The sequence below is a fragment of the Geotalea uraniireducens Rf4 genome (assembly GCF_000016745.1).
Lineage (GTDB): Bacteria > Desulfobacterota > Desulfuromonadia > Geobacterales > Geobacteraceae > Geotalea > Geotalea uraniireducens.
In genome coordinates this window covers 4,161,595-4,180,218 of sequence record NC_009483.1, presented here as the reverse complement: position 1 = coordinate 4,180,218, position 18,624 = coordinate 4,161,595, and the positions used below count along the sequence as shown (strand labels likewise).

The window sequence follows — 18,624 nt, the reverse complement described above, 5'->3', positions numbered from 1 at the left end:
TTGCGGACGGACTCTCCTTTCGCGTACGGCTGGGCATCACGCGGTGGGCCGGATTAAGGATAGTATCCAGTTCCGACAATCCATCCGAACGGTTTGAACTGGAGGGTATATGCGCGCTTCGGCACTAACTCCGTTCCGCCCATTTTCGTGAACCAGTAATCCGAGAATCCGCCGTTCGGCTGCAACCCCTTGGCTATAATCTCCTTGACGTAATCCACTCCCATAATGTTGGCTTCGTACCTGCTCTTCCCCTCTACATCCTTCCTGCCGTACAGAACGACATTTACACCCTCCGGCGTGTCGGCCCAGAAATACCCCTCGTTCTTGTCTCCGTATCGAAGGTTCCTCAACAGGTCGGCACCCAGTTTCTCTGCCTGTTCCATGGAAAGTTCCTTTTTCAGGACTTTGTCATGGAGTGCCTCCAGCATACTGATGGCGGTCTGCACTTCGTACTTCACCAGTTCATCCATGGATACGTTCCGGGTCATTTTTGCCTCCTCCGCCCACACCGTTCCTGCCGACGCAAGTCTAAAGAAAAACAGGAGCAAGCCGATATAATAAATATCAGAGCGAGTATTTTCTTTATGTGGCTTTTGTTTAAAACGTTTTAACTTCAATCATTTAATAATCTACCATTAGACCGTTGCTGTGCAAATGGAAAAAATTTAATCTTGAGGTGTCAAGGCAGCGGGGAGTTTTTACAAATGAAAAAGGTTCGTTTTCAGCAATTCCAGGCAAAACCCCTCTGCAAAAAATCAAGTGCCTTAATCCTGGCAGGAAATATGTTGACAAAAACGACCTTTTTGGTCATTTTTGGGCCTGTTAAAAATAATACCGCACGATAAAGCCGCTGGGCGGTGCTTTTCTGCGACAGATAAAAAGAGAATGCCCCATGCTCGTTAAAAAGAAAGTGCACATCCAGCTTTCCGATCTGATCACCTGTCTGTCGGACGTTATTGATCTGGTAAACCCCGCGCTCTTCAATCACCACCAACGGGTCGCCTATGTGGCCTACAGCGTGGCCGCCCAGCTGGGGTTGCCGCAGAAGCATCGCAACGAGCTGCTTCTGGCCGGCAAGCTTCATGACATCGGTGCACTATCCGGTCAGGAGCGGATGCAAACCATGCAGTTCGAATTTCACAATCCCCATAGCCATGCCGAGATGGGGTGGCGCCTGCTGAGCAGCTTTGAGCCGCTAGCCGGCGTGGCAGACATAATCCGTTTCCACCATGTCAGGTCGGATGACGGCGACGGCCGGCCACGGCAGGGTGGCGGGGCGCCTTTCGGTAGTCATATCCTGCACCTGGCCGACAGGGTGGCGGTGCTGCTGCGCACATCGGGAAACATTCTCGGCCAGAGGAAACGTATCTGCCGGCAGATCGAGGCTCAGTCCGGAGGAATGTTCATGCCGGAGGTGGTGGCCGCCTTCCTGAAGTTGTCGCAGAAGGAATATTTCTGGCTCGATCTTGTAAACTGGAAACATGTCGTACCTAGGAACGAATCAATTTAATAAACCAAACAAGGAGGAACTACATGTCTATCGAATGGAATAACAATCTGGCGACCGGGGTGGCGGAAATCGACAATCAGCACAAAGAGCTGTTCAGCCGGTTCGACTCCCTGCTGAGCGCATGCAACGAAGGTAAAGGGAGGGATGAGGTGCTGCGGCTCCTGCTGTTTCTCGATGACTATATCAAATCCCATTTTGCCGCCGAGGAGCGGCTCCAGCTCAGGCATAACTACCCCGGGTATGATGCGCACAAAGCGCAGCACACACGCTTCACCGAGGACGTTGATCGGCTGGAATCCCAGTTCAGGAGGGAAGGGGCAACGTTGCCGCTTGTTATCCAGACAAACCAGACACTGGTCGCCTGGTTGATTCAACATATCAGCCGCATCGACATGGAGTTCGCCGCGTTTCTCCAGAAGAACGGGGGGGCCGGATCCTGACGGCCGGTCTGCTCGCCTTCTCCAAACAACCGGAAACATGAGGAGGGCACCCATAAATGTTTGATAACCTCCACCGCTGGCTGATACTCAGGCTTGCGGCCGTCTGGCTCGTCTTGTCGGTATTGATCGGCGGGTTGGTCCATTATTTCGGCAATGCCCGACTGGACAATCACGTTGTTAATATGGCCGAAACCGAGGCCGCGAACTACTCCGCCGAGTTTACCACCTATCTGGGATTCCCTTCCGGGCAGACCCTTGCGCTTCTCAACCGTAAGATTCATGACATATTTGACCGCGGCAACTTCATCGTGGTCGAATTCTATGACGCCGGCTCGAACAAAATCGCCGAGGTGGTAAAACCTTCTGCCAAAGCGGTGGAAACCAGGCTTCCCAAGCATACTTCCGACTTTGCCCGGAAGGGGGGAGTGCGCCGCCAGAAGATGATGGTGGGCAATGAGACCTACCTGAGGGTATTTGTCCCGATTAATAGCCGCACGGGAACCAAACTCGGTTACATGGAAGGGATTTATCATGCGCCCGAAGAGATCATAACGCAGATAAAACGCCAAACCCTCTGGTCTCTCATCTTGCTTGTGCTGGTAATTTTCGTGACAAGCTTATCGCTGTATCCGCTCATAATCCGGCTCAACCGCAAACTCATCGATTACTCGCACATTCTGGCGCAGGCTAATATCGGTATGTTGGAGGTGCTGGGAAGTGCCATCGCCAAACGAGACAGCGACACCAATATCCACAACTACCGGGTGACGATCTACTCGGTACGCCTCGGGGAGAAGTTAGGGCTCTCGAACACTGCCATGCAGGGGCTGATCAAGGGGGCCTTCCTGCATGATGTGGGAAAGATCGCCATCACGGATTCGATCCTCCTCAAGTCGGGAAAGTTGACCGATGAGGAATTCGAGATAATGAAGACCCACGTGAGGCACGGCGAGGACATTGTCTGTAGCTATGACTGGCTGAAGGATGCGGTTGATGTGGTTCGCTGCCATCATGAGAAATTTGACGGTAGCGGTTACCTGGGGGGGCTGACGGCGGAAGCCATTCCGCTCAACGCACGCATATTTGCCGTAGCTGATGTGTTTGATGCCCTTACCTCCAGGCGTCCCTACAAAAAACCTTTCAGCTTCGACGTTTCGACAGGGATTATCCGGGAATCAAGGGGAACCCACTTCGATCCGGCCATTGCGGATCTTTTTCTGGAACATGCCGCGTCCTTTTACGAAGAGCTCTGCCGCGAGGATGAGGGACTGTTGCGGGGGAAGCTGGGGGCCTGCATCAGGAAGTACTTCGGATGACATGGGCGTACCGCCCTCCGAAAGCCTGCCAAATATTTCAATTCCTGCATATATAGCGCTGAGTCCTGCAGCCATCTTCCCTGATTCCTCTCTCAATATTAAGCTCCGAAAACCGCCTGACAACTTATCCTTGATCTCCAAAGAACAGCTCCCTTAGCGCCTTTTCGACAGAATCCGGTCCCGCGGCATGGTGCCAAGCCGCCATCGCGGGCGAGCCTTTTATTGCCGCTGCCGGGTAAATTTAAATTGCGATTTTCCCATTTTAGTATGGTGCTACCTATAAAATCAAAACACAGGTTTATTATAGTGTAGATAAAATCCCCGTTGTGGAGAAAGTCGACAATCAAGCTATGGTGCGGACACGTTCTTTTCTTATGGGTTGCCCCATTTCTCCACAATTCGATGGAAATCTGCCATATTTGCCTGTTGCTAATGCCATGGAATTTACGTATAAATCGTTGTTTTATTTTTTGGCATCGGCGTTGCATAATACCGTATATAAAACGCGCAACGAAATCTGCGCAGAAAAGAACACTCTAAAGGAGAAGAAAAATGGAAACTGAAAAACAGACAAACGAAACATGTAATGAGGAGCCACGGATTCTGGAAGAGATCCAGGTTGAAGAGCTCGCAATCGACGGCATCTGCGGGGTTTACTAACATGGCAGCGGCAGGCGCAGGCATACGACTTCACCCCGCTTGTCGCGTGCGGCAGGAAGGGTTTGGCCTCCTTTTTTATGATTCACGGGGGCCGCGCCTTCTCTTTGCCGAGACCGGCAAGCTGCTTCCAGCAGACTTCTACGGGGCCGTCCGCAACAGGGATGAACTCCCCGAGGGACTGACCGACAACCAGAAGCGGGCATTACAGAAATTCGTTACCCAACTTCTAGAAAAGGGGTTTCTCCGTGAGCAATAGATATGTCGAACTGGGGCTTCGTTCCCCGGTGAACTTGACCTGGGAAGTGTCGTTGGCCTGCAACCTCCGCTGCACCCACTGTCTTTCGTCTTCCGGAGAGCCCGCCGCTGGCGAGCTCTCCACGGCCGAAGCCCTCGACCTGGTGGAGCAAGTCCACCAGGCCGGAGTCTTCCAGATCAATTTCGGCGGCGGCGAACCGTTTCTCCGTCCCGATTTTGAAGAGATCCTGGTCGCCTGTCATGGCCGGGGCATCATGACCTGCATCTCCACCAACGGGACCCTGCTCAATGCCGAGCGGGTCGCCCGTCTGGCCACGACCCGGCTGGTTGCCATCCAGGTCAGCATGGATGGTGCCACAGCGGAAACCTGCGACGCCATCCGCGGCAAAGGTGTTTACCACAAGGCCATCGAGGCGATCAAACTTCTGGCCGCCACCTCGATCCCGACCAGCATCAATACTGTTCTCACTACCCAGAACGCCAGCCAGATCCCGGCCATGTACGAGATGGCACACTCCCTCGGCGTGTCGCTGCGGGTGAGCCGCTTCCGTCCGTCCGGGCGGGGGGCGGACAACTGGGAAGAACTCCGGCCGACACCGGCCCAGCTGCTCGCATTCTCCGACTGGCTGGCCAAGAGCGGCGATGTTCGGACCGGCGACAGCTTCTTCTCCCTGACCTCACAGGAGCGGCAGGGGCTGGGCTTGAACCTCTGCGGTGCGGCCAAGCTGACCTGCTGTGTTGGTCCCACTGGCAACATGTACCCCTGTGCCTTTCTTCAGACTGACCGGTTCAAGGCCGGTTCGCTCCGGGAGCAGAGCTTCCAGGAGATCTGGGACAGCTCGGAAATATACGACTCGTTCCGTTCCCTGCGGATCCACTCCTGCGAGGAGTGCAACCGCTTCGACCAGTGCCACGGCGGCTGTCCGGCCGTTGCCTGGCACCTGAAAAACGACATCAACGGCGGAGACCCGGAGTGCCTGGAGCGCTGCGTGACCTCCATTGCCGACGCGAATAAAGCGGCGCAGGCCGCCTGATAAATCTTCAAGGAGCCACTAATCATGATGTTCCCGAATCTGTTTTCACCCCTCAAGCTGGGTACGACCGAGGTGAAGAACCGCATTTCCTTCCAGCCGCACCTGACCAACCTGGCGATAGGCAATCTTCCCAGCGAACGGCAGATGTACTACTGGGGCGAGAGGGCCAAGGGGGGGGCCGGTCTCATTATCACCGAGGAGTTGACGGTCCATCCGACCGACATGGCCTACGAGAAGCTGATCGATGTCTACCATGCAGAGGTGATTCCCGGCTTCAAGAAGATCACCGACTACGTGCACCAGTATGACGCCAAGATCTTCGCCCAGTTGAACCACAACGGCCAGCAGGGTGACGGCAGCATCTCCCGGTTGCCGGTCTGGGCACCGTCGCCGATTCCGGATGTCCTGTTCCGGGAGACGCCAAAGGCAATGGAACCGGAGGATATCGAGGAAGTGGCCCGCTATTTTGCCAAGAGTGCCATTCACGTCCGTGAAGGTGGATTCGACGGGATCGAGTTGCAGTTCGGCCATTCCAGTCTGGCTCGCCAGTTCTTGTCGCCGCTCACCAACTTCCGCAACGACGAGTACGGCGGGAGCCTGGAGAACCGGATGCGGGCACCGCTCAAGTTCATCGCTGCGGTCCGCAAGGCGGTGGGGAACGACTTCACCCTCGGCATCAGGATGTGCGCCGACGAGATGATTCCAGGCGGCCTGGACCTGGCCCAGGTGCAGGAAATTTGCGCCCGCTTCGAGGCCTCGGGACTTATCGACTTCATGGACCTCTCCATTGCCACCTTCTACAACCTCTACCTGGTGGAAGGCTCCATGCACACCCCGCTCGGCTACACCATCCCGCTGGCTGCCGGCATCCGGGAGCGGATCAAGCTGCCGGTCTTCTGCACCGGCCGGATCAACGACCCGGTCATGGCCGAGAAGGTGCTGGCCAACGGCCAGGCCGACATGATCGGCATGTGCCGGGGACTCATCTGCGACCCGTTCCTCCCGAAGAAGGCGCAGGAAGGTCGGCTGGAAGACATCCGCTACTGCATCGCCTGCAACCAGGGGTGCATCGGCCGGATCGGCATGAACAAGACGCTCGGCTGCGTCCAGAACCCGGCTGTCGGCCGGGAAAAGGAGTGGGGTGAAGGTACCCTGGAAAAGGCCAGCGTGAAGAAAAATGTGACCATCGTCGGCGGTGGCCCGGCCGGCATGTGGGCCGCCAAGATGGCCGGCCGCCGCGGCCACAAGGTCACCCTCATCGATCGGAACGAGGGCCTGGGTGGGCAGGTGGTGACCGCCATGAAGGGGACCGGCCGCGACGAGTTCGGCGTCATCATCCGCAACGAGAAGAGTCAGGTGGACAAAGCCGGCGTGACCGTCAAGCTTGGCGCTGAGGCGACCACCGAACAGCTCCTGGCCGAGAAGCCCGACGTGGTGATTGTGGCCACCGGCAGCATCCCCAAGAAGCACCCGGTGGGTGGCGCCGACGGTCCGGCAATCTTCAATGTCCTGCAGGTGCTGAACGGTGAGGCCGAACTGGGACAGAACGTCTGTCTGATCGACTACGACGGACACCAGCGCGCCACGGCGACCGCCGAGTTCCTGGCCAACCAGGGGAAAAAGATCGACATGATCACCTCCAGCCTCTTCATCTGCGCAGAGCTGGGACCGACCCAGGACCTCTACTCGTCACGCCAGCGGCTGCTGCAGAAGGGGGTCACCTTTACTCCCGACATCGCCGTGATGGAAGTCGGCGGTGAAGCAGGTGCCAAGACCGTCAAGGGGTTCAATGTCTACTCCAACGTTTGGTTCGACTGGGGTCCCTATGACTCCATCGTTCTGGTCATGGGACAGCAGGTGGAGGAAGACCTGTACATGAGCCTGAAAGGGAAGGTGCCGGAGTTGTATCGGATTGGCGACTGCGTTGCTCCCCGCAAGGTGGACATGGCCATCTGGGAAGGGCACAAGATCGGGAGGGAGATCTGATGTCCTTCACCGCTAAGATCCTCGTTTTTGCCGATCTCCCCGATGGCGAACTCGGTGAGACCGGACGGGGGCTCCTCTCCTACGGTGCCAGGCTGGCCGGCTTCATCGACGGCAGCTGGGGGGCGGTCACTCCCGTTCTCCCGGAGGGAGAGGCTCTAGCCCAATTCGGCACCTATGGTACTCCGGCCATCACCCGGATGGCCGGGTGCGAGTCCCTGCTCGACGCGCCGGTTCTGCTCGGCAAAGCACTGGCGCAGCTCGTGGCCGAGCAGTCGGCCAACCTCCTGGTGCTTCCCCATAACGACCTGGGTGCCACCCTGGCGCCGGTGGTGGCGGCGGCGCTGGATGCCGCCATCATGACCGAGGTGGTCAGCGGCCGCCGTGGTCCGGAAGGGGTGCGTTTCTCCCGCCAGGCCCTCGGCAGCCGGATCGCGGAGACCAAGAATTGGGACGGCAACCGCCCCCTGGTGATCACCGTACCGACCCGCTCCTTAAGCCAGGTCCTGATGCCATCGGTGACCGCAACCACGCCCGCAATGGTCACCTGGCAACCGGCGGCCCTGCCGACCGGAGCCACCGGCACGATCATCGAGCGGATTCCGCCCGATCCGCAGACCGTGGATCTGACCGAGGCGGAAGTGATCTTCAGCGTCGGTAAGGGGTGCGATCCGGCCATCTTTGAGCAGTTCAAAGAACTCTGCAAATTGTTGAATGTCTCCTATGGCGTTACCCGCCCCGTTTACGACCTGGGGTGGACCGGCTTCGAGCGGATGGTCGGCCAGACCGGCCGGACCGTGGTCCCGCGGCTCTACCTGGCACTCGGCATTTCCGGCTCCATGCACCACGTGGGAGGGATCAAGGATTCCAAGCGGATCGTGGCGGTCAACAGCGATGCCAAGGCTCCCATTTTCACCAACTCCGACGAGGGGTTCGTGGCCGATCTGAAGGAGGTGCTGCCGCGCCTCCTGGATCGGGTTAAATCGAGCGTCGGAGGTGCGCCATGAGTAAACAGTATCAGGCAATCGTAGTCGGTGCGGGACCGGCCGGCTCCTCGGCCGCATTGACCATGGCGCGGGCCGGGCTGGACGTGGCCCTTGTTGAGCGCGGCACATTTCCGGGCGAAAAGAACATGTTCGGCGGCATCCTGCACCGCATGACCTCCATCGAAGAGCTCATGCCCGACTTCTGGACCAAGGCGCCCCTGGAGCGGCACATCGCCAAGAAGGGGACAACCTTCATGACGGCGGAGGCCAGCTTCAACGTACAGCATGAAACCACCAACTTCGACCGCGCCCCCTACAACGGTTATACCGTCTTCCGCCCCCGCTTTGATCGCTGGTTGGCCGAAGAGGCCGTCAAAGCCGGCGCCACCCTGATCACCCGTTCCACGGTGGACGACCTGATCTACAAGAACGACCGGATCGCCGGGGTCTCCATCCTGGGACGCACGGGACAGATCAAGGCCCCGGTGGTGATCGCCGCCGACGGTGTACTGTCGTTCACGGCCCAGAAGGCCGGATTGCGCCGTCCCAAGTTCAATGCCGATCAGATGGCTGTGGGTGTCAAGGCGCTGATCGACATGCCGCGAGAGATGATCGACGATCGCTTTGGGCTGGTTCGGGACCAGGGCTTTGCCAATGAGTTCGTCGGCTGCACCGGCGGTGTTCGCGGTGGCGGTTTCCTCTACACCAACTACGATTCGCTTTCGATCGGCCTGGTGTTTCACCTGGCCAGTCTGCGCACCAGTGGCAAGACCCCCTACGACCTGCTCAACGAGTTCATGGAGCAACCGCAGGTGGCCAAGCTGGTGCGGGGGGGACGGTTGCAGGAATATTCGGCACACGTCATCCCCGAAGGTGGCTACAACATGATTCCGGAACTGGCCGGCAACGGCATTCTGGTCGCCGGCGACGCCGCTGCGCTCTGTAATGCCACCGGCGTCAACCTGGAGGGGATCAACCTGGCCTCCCACTCCGGCATCCTGGCGGGAAAGACCGTCATCGAGGCGCATCAGCAGCAGGACTTTTCCCTGAAAACGCTCAAACGCTACAAGGAACGGCTCGACCTGAGCTGGGTAATGAAGGACCTGAAGGGGTTCAGAAACGCTCCCAAGATGCTCCACATCGAGCGGATCTACAATGAGTACCCGGAACTGGTCTGCAGCATGATGGAACACATCTACCGCATCGACGGCACCCCAAAGATGAGCATCCCCAAACTCATCCTGCGGGAGGTGAAGGAGAGGGTCGGCCTGAAGAACGCCATCTCCGACGCCCTGACCGCCTGGAGGGCATTGTGAACATAGACGAAATATTCGACTTCACCAGTTTCACCATCGACCGGGAACCCCATATCGTTCTCGATACTGCGGTCTGCGTCGGCTGCGACAATCGCGGCTGCACCAACTCCTGTCCCGCCCGTTGCTACACCTGGTCGGAGGAGGAGCAAATAATGACCTTCGTCCATGACGGCTGCCTGGAATGCGGCACCTGCTATGTGGTCTGCCACAAGAACGCCTTCACCCGCTGGCGCTACCCGCGGGGAGGATTCGGCGTCGCGTACCGAATGACGTAAAGGCAATTTTGAATTTTGAACTCTTAATTTTGAATTTAATTCAAAATTCAACATTCATAATTCAAAATTAATTTCAGGAGTTACCCATGCCACAGAAAAAACTCAACATACTCGTCCTCCTTCGGGAGAGCAGTGATCCTCGCCCCCCGGCCCGCGTCATCACGCGGGGCGCTGGCATCAGCGACCGGGGCTTAAGGCGCGTACCGAACCCGGCCGATCTTGCGGCCCTGGAAGAGGCGCTCTGCCTTAAAGACAGAGTCGGCGCCACGGTGACCGTTCTTGCAGTCGGTCCCGCCCGTCTTGACGACACCTTGCGGCTTGCCTTCTCCATGGGGGCTGACCGGGGGATACGGTTCTGGGATCATGGCCTGGAGGGGGGGGACGCCGTGGCTGATGCCAGGGTCCTCTCCCGGATCATGACCATTCTTGCGCCAACCCTCGTCTTCACCGGTAACCGCCTGGCTGACCGGGGTAACGATCCGGTGCCGGCCCTGGCCGCTGCCGTGAACGGCATGCCAAGCATTGCCGCCGCCGTCTCTCTCACCCTGAAAACCGAATGGGTTGAAGTGCTGCGCAAAGGGGATCGGGGTGGCAGGCAGGTGGTCACCGTACCGTTCCCATCTACGATTCTCTTCGAGGAAAGCCGGTCGCCCCGCTATCCTTCCGTCGAGGCTGTTACCGAGGCGCTGACCGCAAACGTTGAAACGTGGGGACTGGCGGACCTGGGGCTCCCCTTCTGGGAGATCGGCGCCACGGGCGCATATCTCACGACAGCCGAGTTCGGTGTCCCGCGTCCCGACCCGGTGCGGGTGGTGACTCCGGATGCAAAACTTCCCGCTTTCGAGCGTATCCTCTCGCTCCTCTCCGGCGGGATCAAGGCCCGTGAGGGAAAACAGCATGCTCTTTCGACCGATGATACGGCAGAAGGGCTCTGGCGGATACTTGGTGAAGAGGGGCTTTTGGTGGAGAAGGCGTGATGAGTCCTCTCGGACCGTTTGGATCTGTAAGTCCTGTGGCGAAAGCTTTTCATGGTAGTCAGAGGTTATCAAGATGATCTATCGACTGGCGCAGCATGTGGAACTGGTGGAACGGGACGGGGGAAGCTTCCTCGTGGCAAAGGCTCCCCTCTGCGTCCTGCGCCTTAACCGTTCCCTGGCGGAACTGGTCAGACTCGGGATGGATGGATCGCTGAGGGCCGCAACTGCCGGCGAAGCGGAAGTTCTGGAGCAGCTGGCGGCAAAGGGATTCGTGGAGCGGCTTCGAAGCGTTCAGGAGCAACCGGCGGCACTTCCCACTGTCAGTGTCGTCATCCCGGTCAAGGACCGGGCAGAAGAGTTGAAACGCTGCCTTGCTTCCCTCGCCCAGCTCGACTATCCGCAGGAGATGATCCAGGTAATCGTCGTGGATGACGGAAGCCGGGACGACTCCCCGCTGGTTGCGCGGGAATTCGGAGCCCTCGTCGTACCATCAGGCGGCACGGGACGGGGGCCGGCAGCGGCCCGCAACGTCGGGGCTGCGAACGCACGGGGAGAGATACTCGCCTTCATCGATTCGGACTGTACCGCGTCGGAGAAGTGGCTTGCGGAACTGATACCGCTCTTCAACGATCCCAAAACGGCGGCGGTTGGGGGGATGGTGGACGGAATGTGCACTACTTCCGCCGTCGACCGCTACGAGGCGGTCATGTCCAGCCTTTCCCTCGGTTCCCGGGAGCGCTCCGGAAGTGGGGGGGACGATACGTTCTATCTGCCGAGCTGCAACATGCTGGTGCGGCGGACCATTTTCCTCAGCGTCGACGGTTTCGACGATGCCATGCATGTGGGTGAGGACGTTGACCTGACCTGGCGCCTGCGGGACGAGGGATGGACCATCGCTTACCTCCCTCTGGGCCGTGTTTACCACGAGCACCGCAGCACCCTCCGTTCATTCATGTCCCGCCGTTTCGACTACGGCACCTCCGAAGGGCTGCTCCAGCTCCTCCATCCCCACCGACGGAAGCGGATGATTATCCCTCCTCTGCTGGCCTTTGTCCTGGCACTCTGCCTCATGGCTCCGTTTACGGGCTGCTGGTCGTTACTGCCGGCAGCGGGGGTGCTCGCGGCCGACGCGATGGTCGTCCGGTTGCGGTTTGCCCGCCGGCGACTCCCTATCGGCCTTTCTGCTCTTCTTGCGGGTCGCCTGCGGGCCCTCGGCAGTCTGGTCTATTACCTCTGCTACCACCTGGTGCGATACTACGCCCCGGTACTCATCGCCATCGCCTTGATCGTTCCCCTGTTCTGCGCCGTGCCAGTTGCTGTGCTGGCGTGTGCTGCCGGGGTCGATTATTCGGTCAGAAAGCCGCGCCTGTCGTTTGTCGGTTTTGCCGTCATCTACCTTCTGGAACAGATCGCTTACGGGGCCGGCGTCTTCTGGGGATGTCTGCGGCGCAAGACGTTCGCCAGCTACCGCGTAGTGATCCTCAGGCAGATGGAGCTGTCCACGTAGTCAAGGCGGGTCGGATTAAACGGATCATCGAAAAACCCAACGGCAACGTCGCTTGGGTAACAGTCAGATAAAGACAGAGGAGACACGAGATGGCCGGGAATATCAAGCGGCTGATCGATACCATCGTCACTCAACGGGCGCATGGCGACAAAATTCTGGAAGGAACCGTAAAGATCAAACTGATCCTGAAGGGTATCGATCCTAAAAATTACACCGCTCAATCCGATGACGACCCGGTTGTGATGGGGAAACTGCAAGAGATGATCAACGAATACAAACTGAATACGGAATGATAACAGGAGCCGCTTGTGAACATAAAAACAGCCTTTTCCGTTGAGAGTGACATACGCGAAGCTGTTGCGGACATCCGGCAACAGCTGGGAGGGTTTGAAGCGAAAATGCTCGTGTTCTTCGCTTCCTCCATATTTGATCCCGAGCGCGCCGCCCGTTTGATGGGGAACGCCTTCCCCGATGCCGTGACCTTCGGCTGTTCGACCGCGGGGGAGATCGTTTCCGGCAGGATGCTCAACCATTCCGTTGTTGCCATGGCATTCAGCCGGGATTCCCTCAATGGGGTAAAGGTTGAGGTGCTTGAAAACATCACGACCGGGAACCCGGTGGACAAGGCGTTCGATGCTTTCGAGCAGCATTTTCAAACGCCGCCGGCGGCAATGGACCGCAAGAAGTATCTGGGAATCTTGCTCATCGATGGCCTGAGCGGCGCGGAAGAGCGGGTAATAGACCGGATCGGCGATTTGACCAACATAAACTTTGTTGGCGGCTCAGCGGGAGACGATCTGAAATTTTCCGCCACCCATGTTTACGCCAACGGCAAGAGTTACACCAATGCGGCAGTGCTGGCGGTGCTGGAGCCGGCGGGCCCGTTTTCGTTCATCAAGACGCAAAGTTTCTCCCCCTTGCCGCAAAAACTGCTGGTGACCAAGGTGAACGAGGCGAAACGGGAAATCCTGGAGTTCAACCACAAACCGGCTGCCATTGCCTATGCGGAGGCTGTGGGCACTTCAGTTGCCGATGCCCCGAATCGCTTTATGAGCAATCCGGTCGGGATTGTCTTCGAAGGCGATCCGTACGTGCTCAGCCCGCAGAGAATCATGGGGAACAGCATGCACTTCTGCTGCGGCGTGAAGGAAGGCATGGAACTGAATCTGCTGGAATCGACGGACATCATCGCCGACACGAAAAAGGCGCTCGAAGCGGCAAGATCGGAACTTGCGGGCATCTCCGGCATCATTACCTTCAATTGCATCCTGCGCACCATGGAGCTTGAGCAAAAAGGTCAGAGCGACAAATACGGGGAGCTGTTCGCAGGCATTCCCACCATCGGTTTCAGCACCTACGGCGAGCAGTTCATCGGCCATTTGAACCAGACGGCAGTGATGATAGCGTTTCATTGGACTGTATGACCACACCTGTTTTTCTCCGAGCCTCCTCACCTACAGGGCATCCCCCCAAGGAAAGAGGCCAACGGGTTTCGCGGGAAACTGCGACGCCTCCCTTTGGAAAGGAGAATTAACGTGGCTTGAAGCCACAACATTCAAAAAAGGGAAAGGAGTAAACGTATGGAAAAGATTGCCAGGATCGACATGGGGGCGGCAGGCGGCCCCATGGTAACGTTTGAAGAAGTCGGCGAGTATGCCGGACTCGGCGGCAGGGCGATGACGTCCCTCATCATCGCCAAGGAAGTGCACCCCCTCTGTCATCCGCTGGGAGCGGAGAACAAGCTGGTCATCGCCCCCGGCATGCTGAGCGGCACCACCGGCTCCATGACCGGCCGGCTGTCGGTCGGCTGCAAGAGCCCGCTGACCGGCACCATCAAGGAATCCAACGCTGGCGGCCAGGCGGCCCAGGTGCTGGCTCGGCTCGGCTATGCCGCCGTCATCCTCGAAGGGAAGCCGGCTGGTGACGACCTCTACAAGATCCATATCAACAAGGACGGCATCAAGGTCATCGTCGACAACAGCCTGAAGGAGCTGGACAACTACCCGGTCATCGAGAAGCTGCGCCAGGAATACGGCGACAAGGTGGCCTACATGTCCATCGGCACTGCCGGAGAGCGGAAACTGCTGGCAGCCTCCATCGCCTGCACCGACCCCGAACTGCGGCCGACCCGCCACTGCGGCCGTGGCGGAGTGGGAGCGGTAATGGGCGCCAAGAGGGTCAAGGCGATCATCCTCGATGACGCAGGCATGACTATGCGTCCTCCCAAGGACCCGGAAAAATACCGTGACGCCAACCGCAAATTCGTCGAAGGGCTGCGCAAGCACCCGGTCACCGGCGAAGGGCTCCCCGCATACGGCACCAACGTCCTCACCAACGTGCTCAACGAGGCGGGCGGCTATCCAACCAATAACTTCAAGACCGGCCAGTTCGCCGGCTCGTCCAAGCTCTCCGGCGAAGCCCAGGCGGAACTGGAAATCAAGCGGGGCGGCACCGCCACCCACGGCTGCCATCGCGGCTGCGTCATCCAGTGCTCGGGGATATACAACGATAAAGACGGTCATTACCTGACCAAACAGCCCGAGTACGAGACGGTCTGGTCCCATGGCGGCCACTGCGGCATCGACGACCTGGACACCGTCGCCCGGCTCGACTTCATGGACGACAACATCGGCGTCGACACAATCGAGATGGGGGTCACCATCGGCGTGGCCATGGATGCGGGGATTATCGAGTTCGGCGACCGCGAAGGCGCTATCCGGCTGATGGAAGAGGTCGGCAAGGGGACGCCGCTCGGGCGGGTGCTTGGCAGCGGCGCCGCGGTGACCGGCAAGGTGTTCGGCGTCGAGCGGGTGCCGGTGGTCAAGGACCAGGCCCTGCCTGCCTACGATCCGCGCGCAGTCCAGGGAATCGGCGTCACCTATGCCACGACCACCCAGGGGGCCGACCACACGGCCGGATACGCCATCGCCACCAACATCCTCAAGGTGGGGGGCGACGTTGATCCGCTCAAGACCGAGGGGCAGATAGAACTGTCGCGGAACCTGCAGATCGCCACCGCCGCCATCGACTCCACCGGCATGTGCCTCTTCATCGCCTTTGCCATCTTGGACCAGCCGGAAACCTTCCAGGCGCTCCTGGACATGCTCGGTTCCTTCTACGGCATCACCATGACCGGCGACGACGTGGTGGCGCTGGGGAAAAAGGTACTCTCCGCCGAGCGGGACTTCAACACCCGGGCCGGCTTCACCAAGCACCACGATCGGTTGCCGCGCTTCTTCTACAACGAGCCGGTTGCACCACACAACCTCACTTTCATGATGAAGGATGAGGAGCTGGACGAAGTATTCAACTGGTAGTATAGGCGTCCATATTTACGCCATCTCGGTCCCGTCCTCGGACCCCGCCTTGTGCGGCGTAGCGTCCCTCTCCTTATCCCTCCCCCAAAGGGGGAAGGAATACAGTTCACCCTCTCCCTTCATGGGAGAGGGTGGCCGAAGGCCGGGTGAGGGGCCTCCGCGGGGGGGGGGGCTGCGGGCGGGGCCGACCTGACGCAAATCTGAACGCCTTGGCAGTATGCTGGATCAGGCGGGGCATTTCGCCCCGTCGTTTTAATGGGCCGATCAGGGGGGGGACATGCTGCTGGAACAACTGGTGGAAAAAGCCGAGCAACGCCCGGAGTATGACTGGGATTCCTACTATCGCTGGTATTTCAGCCAACTTGCCGGTCGGGAGGTCTCGGACTTCAAGTTCTGGCAGTGCAAAAAATGTCTCTCGGTCAATGTTCTTTTTCTCCCGGCCCGGTATGGAAAGTGTCGCAGCTGCGAACTGATTCACCTTCCCTGCGACCTGTGAAGATATGCGGATTTAAATGGGAGTAGTGCCATGGAACTGGATATCGCGCTCTTTGCCGGGTTGCGCTGCGCCAACCCGGATCTTCCCTGCTGCGGGGAAACGGGGTTCCGCCTGGAAGTCCCATCCGGGACGACGATTCGCGCGCTACGGGATATGTTGGGTATAGACCCGGCCATTCCGCTGCTCGTTATGGTCAACAACCACCACGAGCCGGAAGAGTCGGTCCTGCGTGCCGATGACCGGGTCGCCATGTTCCCCCCCATCGGCGGGGGGTAGGGAGCACAACGGGGTGTAGACGTGTCTAAAGAGGATGAACAGCTGACAGAGGTTTCCCATACATACCTCGATCTGGAAATGAAATCCGACCAGTTTGGGGAGTTCTTACCGATACTGCAACAGGGCTTCGGCGTCGTGGCCCGCGTCGGCTGCACCCTGGATAAGCTTCTGAGCCTTCAATGGGGCCTTTCTCCCGATTACGTGGCGCGGCGGATCACAACGATCTTTCTCGACAGCCGTCCCATAGACGACGTGAACAGGGCGGTCATCAGGGAAGGGGCAGTTATCGCCCTTTCCGGGGCGATGCCGGGGCTGGTCGGGGCCACCATGCGGCGCGGCGGGTATTACGCCGCCATGCGCGGCGGGATCACCTACCAGGAAACCGCTGCCGACGTACCTGACCGGATCGCCACGGTCCGCGTCAAGCTCTTCAACCTCCTCCTTCCCGAGCTTGGACCGGACTTTCTCCGACGCGGCATGATTCTGGGCCCGTCCGAGCTGACGGATTTTTTTGCCGGCAAACCAGCTTCCTTCTGGCAGGGGTGCGCTAAGGCATTCCTCAACGGCAGAGCGGTTGGGCCAGCCCTGTTGCAGAGCGGGGAGCTCTTTCCCCCCGGCGCAACGGTATGTCTGGCCGTTAATTTCCATGAAATCGAGGTATGACTACCATTAGAACCATAATGAAAAAAGAGAAGTCGAGTTATATCATTCAGACCGTTATCCATGCCCTTGACCTCCTGGAGCAGTTCCATGGCGACGTGGTGGAGCTTGGCGTCACCGAGCTCTCCAAACGCCTGGATCTCCACAAGAACAATGTATTCAGGTTGCTGGCTACCCTTGAGTCGCATAACTATATCGAGCAGAACCGGTCCACGGGCAGCTATCGCCTCGGTCTGAAAAACCTGGAACTGGGGCAGACCATGATCAGGCAGATGGGGCTGTTGCGCCAGGCCAAGCCGGTACTGGAAACGCTGACGGCTCACTGCCATGAAACCAGTTATGTGGCGCTGCTACAGGATGCACATATCATTTATCTGGACGCGGTTGAATCCGATTTGCCCGTCCGGGTGGTCCCACGGGTCGGGGCGCGGCTCCCCGCATACTGCACTGCTGCGGGCAAGGTGCATCTCGCCGCCATGGCAGCCGAGGAGCTGGTGCAGCACCTTCCTGCCAGTGAATTGGAGCGTTGCACCCCGCACACCATTGTCAACCGGGAGGAGTTGCAGAGGCAACTCCTGCAAGTGGTGGCGCAGGGATACGCCATTGACGATGAAGAGCTTGACGTGGGTGTCAGGTGCATCAGCGCGCCCATTCGCGACTATACCAAGAGAGTTGTCGGAGCGCTCAGCATTTCCGGACCGGTCATGCGTTTTACCGCAGAGCGCATTGCTGGAGAGCTGGTTCCACTGGTCAGGACCGGCGCCGCTGAAGTTTCCGCCCGCCTCGGCTATAGCTGACAGCAGAAAAACGTATACTCTGTCGTGTCGAGAATTTCTTGACTTCCCTCAAAAAGACTGCATAATCCCACATGTCAGTATCCATCCGCTGAACCCGGACGGGAAACTGACGCTCTCCGAGCTGTAGCGCCTAAAAGGTTTGTACCTGATGGCGCACGGCCTATGGGTTCTGCCGGAAACGGCAGCGCCTCCCTTTTGGAAAGGAGAAACCGCAGCGTTGCAAAACGTTCAGGGGCCTCCTTATTCGGACAAGGAGGCCCCTTTTTCATTGTTTCGCCCAATTCCGCATGATGACAAGGAAGGAAATAAGCAATGGTCATAGTGTCAACAGAACCCATCAATCCATCGGAAGCCTACGGGTTGATCGAAAAGAGCAGGTCGGGATCGGTCGTTCTTCATTACGCAGTGGTCAAAGAGGATATCGGCGTCGGCAAAGCCACATCATGTATCGATTATCGCTCGGAAGGCGACACCAAGGCCGAGTTGGGGATTATTTCGGGGGAACTGAAGGAAAAATGGGAGATTGAGGACGTGCTGCTGATCAGAAGGACCGGCTGTCTGGGGGTGGGAGACATCATCTCCCTGGTGGCGGCAAGCTCACCCAACAGCGAAGACGCCTTCGAAGCCTGCAAGTACGGGATCAGCCGCCTGAAAAAGATGGCCACGATCAAGAAGCAGGAAATGTTTCATCCTTGACGGCCCGCTTTTTTCCCCGAATTCCCGAGAGTGGCAAGATAATCTGGTAAAATAACGGTAATGCCTGAAGAAGAGAGTCAGGCCTACGGCATACAATTCAATTTGATGCACAAGGAGGAACGA

The 18,624-nt window shown here is 58.5% G+C and carries 22 protein-coding genes and 2 riboswitches; of the genes, 21 read left to right on the top strand and 1 reads right to left on the bottom strand.

Going from position 1 to position 18,624, the window contains the following annotated elements:
• Positions 1-53: 53 nt before the first annotated feature.
• Positions 54-488 carry a cache domain-containing protein gene (locus tag GURA_RS18170; protein WP_041245547.1) on the bottom strand — a complete coding sequence of 145 codons (435 nt, stop codon included), beginning with the start codon at positions 486-488 and terminating at the stop codon, positions 54-56.
• 216 nt (positions 489-704) lie between these two features.
• On the opposite strand from GURA_RS18170, the gene GURA_RS24445 reads away from it, so the two are divergent.
• From GURA_RS24445 to GURA_RS18075, 21 genes are all read left to right on the top strand, one after another.
• The gene (locus tag GURA_RS24445) at positions 705-845 is read left to right on the top strand and encodes a hypothetical protein (protein WP_157046246.1); all 141 of its coding nucleotides are present in this window, start codon (positions 705-707) and stop codon (positions 843-845) included.
• Positions 846-892: 47 nt separating this feature from the next.
• Positions 893-1,510 carry an HD-GYP domain-containing protein gene (locus tag GURA_RS18165; protein WP_011940377.1) on the top strand — a complete coding sequence of 206 codons (618 nt, stop codon included), beginning with the start codon at positions 893-895 and terminating at the stop codon, positions 1,508-1,510.
• Positions 1,511-1,533: 23 nt separating this feature from the next.
• Entirely contained in the window at positions 1,534-1,950 is a 417-nt protein-coding gene (locus tag GURA_RS18160; RefSeq protein WP_011940376.1) for a bacteriohemerythrin, read from the top strand.
• 56 nt (positions 1,951-2,006) lie between these two features.
• Positions 2,007-3,266, top strand: a complete 1,260-nt coding sequence (locus GURA_RS18155; protein ID WP_011940375.1) for an HD-GYP domain-containing protein — start codon at positions 2,007-2,009, stop codon at positions 3,264-3,266.
• A gap of 552 nt (positions 3,267-3,818) precedes the next feature.
• A complete protein-coding gene (mftA, locus tag GURA_RS23725) occupies positions 3,819-3,926 on the top strand; it encodes a variant-type mycofactocin precursor (protein ID WP_083764939.1) in 108 nt (35 codons plus the stop codon).
• A 1-nt stretch (position 3,927) separates the two neighbouring features.
• A complete protein-coding gene (mftB, locus tag GURA_RS18150) occupies positions 3,928-4,182 on the top strand; it encodes a mycofactocin biosynthesis chaperone MftB (protein WP_011940374.1) in 255 nt (84 codons plus the stop codon).
• The gene (mftC, locus tag GURA_RS18145) at positions 4,172-5,215 is read left to right on the top strand and encodes a mycofactocin radical SAM maturase (protein WP_011940373.1); all 1,044 of its coding nucleotides are present in this window, start codon (positions 4,172-4,174) and stop codon (positions 5,213-5,215) included. Before mftB ends, mftC begins: the two co-directional genes overlap by 11 nt.
• 24 nt (positions 5,216-5,239) lie before the next feature.
• Entirely contained in the window at positions 5,240-7,201 is a 1,962-nt protein-coding gene (locus tag GURA_RS18140; protein WP_011940372.1) for a mycofactocin system FadH/OYE family oxidoreductase 2, read from the top strand.
• Positions 7,201-8,205 carry an electron transfer flavoprotein subunit alpha/FixB family protein gene (locus GURA_RS18135; RefSeq protein ID WP_011940371.1) on the top strand — a complete coding sequence of 335 codons (1,005 nt, stop codon included), beginning with the start codon at positions 7,201-7,203 and terminating at the stop codon, positions 8,203-8,205. The genes GURA_RS18140 and GURA_RS18135 overlap by 1 nt, the downstream gene beginning before the upstream one ends.
• Positions 8,202-9,500, top strand: a complete 1,299-nt coding sequence (locus GURA_RS18130) for an FAD-dependent oxidoreductase (protein WP_011940370.1) — start codon at positions 8,202-8,204, stop codon at positions 9,498-9,500. The genes GURA_RS18135 and GURA_RS18130 overlap by 4 nt, the downstream gene beginning before the upstream one ends.
• Positions 9,497-9,775, top strand: coding sequence for a ferredoxin family protein (locus tag GURA_RS18125; RefSeq protein ID WP_011940369.1), 279 nt, complete (start codon positions 9,497-9,499; stop codon positions 9,773-9,775). Before GURA_RS18130 ends, GURA_RS18125 begins: the two co-directional genes overlap by 4 nt.
• An 86-nt stretch (positions 9,776-9,861) precedes the next feature.
• Positions 9,862-10,752, top strand: coding sequence for an electron transfer flavoprotein subunit beta/FixA family protein (locus tag GURA_RS18120; RefSeq protein ID WP_011940368.1), 891 nt, complete (start codon positions 9,862-9,864; stop codon positions 10,750-10,752).
• Between the two features lie 73 nt (positions 10,753-10,825).
• A complete protein-coding gene (gene mftF, locus GURA_RS18115; protein WP_011940367.1) occupies positions 10,826-12,259 on the top strand; it encodes a mycofactocin biosynthesis glycosyltransferase MftF in 1,434 nt (477 codons plus the stop codon).
• Positions 12,260-12,348: 89 nt separating this feature from the next.
• Entirely contained in the window at positions 12,349-12,552 is a 204-nt protein-coding gene (locus tag GURA_RS25015; RefSeq protein WP_011940366.1) for a hypothetical protein, read from the top strand.
• A 15-nt stretch (positions 12,553-12,567) separates the two neighbouring features.
• Positions 12,568-13,683 (top strand): FIST signal transduction protein, encoded by a 1,116-nt coding sequence (locus tag GURA_RS18105; protein WP_011940365.1) that lies wholly within the window; start codon positions 12,568-12,570, stop codon positions 13,681-13,683.
• Positions 13,684-13,685: 2 nt separating this feature from the next.
• Positions 13,686-13,802: riboswitch (molybdenum cofactor riboswitch) on the top strand.
• Positions 13,803-13,839: 37 nt separating this feature from the next.
• Positions 13,840-15,576, top strand: a complete 1,737-nt coding sequence (locus GURA_RS18100; protein WP_011940364.1) for an aldehyde ferredoxin oxidoreductase C-terminal domain-containing protein — start codon at positions 13,840-13,842, stop codon at positions 15,574-15,576.
• Positions 15,577-15,853: 277 nt separating this feature from the next.
• Entirely contained in the window at positions 15,854-16,072 is a 219-nt protein-coding gene (locus tag GURA_RS18095) for a hypothetical protein (RefSeq protein WP_041245546.1), read from the top strand.
• A 30-nt stretch (positions 16,073-16,102) separates the two neighbouring features.
• Entirely contained in the window at positions 16,103-16,348 is a 246-nt protein-coding gene (locus GURA_RS18090) for a MoaD/ThiS family protein (protein WP_011940362.1), read from the top strand.
• A 21-nt stretch (positions 16,349-16,369) separates the two neighbouring features.
• The gene (locus GURA_RS18085; protein ID WP_011940361.1) at positions 16,370-17,011 is read left to right on the top strand and encodes a hypothetical protein; all 642 of its coding nucleotides are present in this window, start codon (positions 16,370-16,372) and stop codon (positions 17,009-17,011) included.
• Between the two features lie 14 nt (positions 17,012-17,025).
• Positions 17,026-17,805, top strand: coding sequence for an IclR family transcriptional regulator (locus GURA_RS18080; protein WP_041246128.1), 780 nt, complete (start codon positions 17,026-17,028; stop codon positions 17,803-17,805).
• A gap of 103 nt (positions 17,806-17,908) precedes the next feature.
• A riboswitch (molybdenum cofactor riboswitch) is annotated at positions 17,909-18,027 on the top strand.
• 90 nt (positions 18,028-18,117) lie between these two features.
• Positions 18,118-18,501 (top strand): molybdenum cofactor biosynthesis protein MoaE, encoded by a 384-nt coding sequence (locus GURA_RS18075; protein ID WP_011940359.1) that lies wholly within the window; start codon positions 18,118-18,120, stop codon positions 18,499-18,501.
• The last annotated feature ends 123 nt before the right edge of the window (positions 18,502-18,624 follow it).

Coding starts and splice junctions, on each gene's coding strand:
- GURA_RS18140 (WP_011940372.1), top strand. CDS start 5,240: ATGATGTTCCCGAATCTGTTTTCACCCCTCAAGCTGGGTACGACCGAG.
- GURA_RS18155 (WP_011940375.1), top strand. CDS start 2,007: ATGTTTGATAACCTCCACCGCTGGCTGATACTCAGGCTTGCGGCCGTC.
- GURA_RS18135 (WP_011940371.1), top strand. CDS start 7,201: ATGTCCTTCACCGCTAAGATCCTCGTTTTTGCCGATCTCCCCGATGGC.
- GURA_RS18160 (WP_011940376.1), top strand. CDS start 1,534: ATGTCTATCGAATGGAATAACAATCTGGCGACCGGGGTGGCGGAAATC.
- GURA_RS18095 (WP_041245546.1), top strand. CDS start 15,854: ATGCTGCTGGAACAACTGGTGGAAAAAGCCGAGCAACGCCCGGAGTAT.
- GURA_RS18075 (WP_011940359.1), top strand. CDS start 18,118: ATGGTCATAGTGTCAACAGAACCCATCAATCCATCGGAAGCCTACGGG.
- mftF (WP_011940367.1), top strand. CDS start 10,826: ATGATCTATCGACTGGCGCAGCATGTGGAACTGGTGGAACGGGACGGG.
- GURA_RS18130 (WP_011940370.1), top strand. CDS start 8,202: ATGAGTAAACAGTATCAGGCAATCGTAGTCGGTGCGGGACCGGCCGGC.
- mftA (WP_083764939.1), top strand. CDS start 3,819: ATGGAAACTGAAAAACAGACAAACGAAACATGTAATGAGGAGCCACGG.
- GURA_RS24445 (WP_157046246.1), top strand. CDS start 705: ATGAAAAAGGTTCGTTTTCAGCAATTCCAGGCAAAACCCCTCTGCAAA.
- mftB (WP_011940374.1), top strand. CDS start 3,928: ATGGCAGCGGCAGGCGCAGGCATACGACTTCACCCCGCTTGTCGCGTG.
- GURA_RS18120 (WP_011940368.1), top strand. CDS start 9,862: ATGCCACAGAAAAAACTCAACATACTCGTCCTCCTTCGGGAGAGCAGT.
- GURA_RS25015 (WP_011940366.1), top strand. CDS start 12,349: ATGGCCGGGAATATCAAGCGGCTGATCGATACCATCGTCACTCAACGG.
- GURA_RS18165 (WP_011940377.1), top strand. CDS start 893: ATGCTCGTTAAAAAGAAAGTGCACATCCAGCTTTCCGATCTGATCACC.
- GURA_RS18090 (WP_011940362.1), top strand. CDS start 16,103: ATGGAACTGGATATCGCGCTCTTTGCCGGGTTGCGCTGCGCCAACCCG.
- GURA_RS18100 (WP_011940364.1), top strand. CDS start 13,840: ATGGAAAAGATTGCCAGGATCGACATGGGGGCGGCAGGCGGCCCCATG.
- GURA_RS18170 (WP_041245547.1), bottom strand. CDS start 488: ATGACCCGGAACGTATCCATGGATGAACTGGTGAAGTACGAAGTGCAG.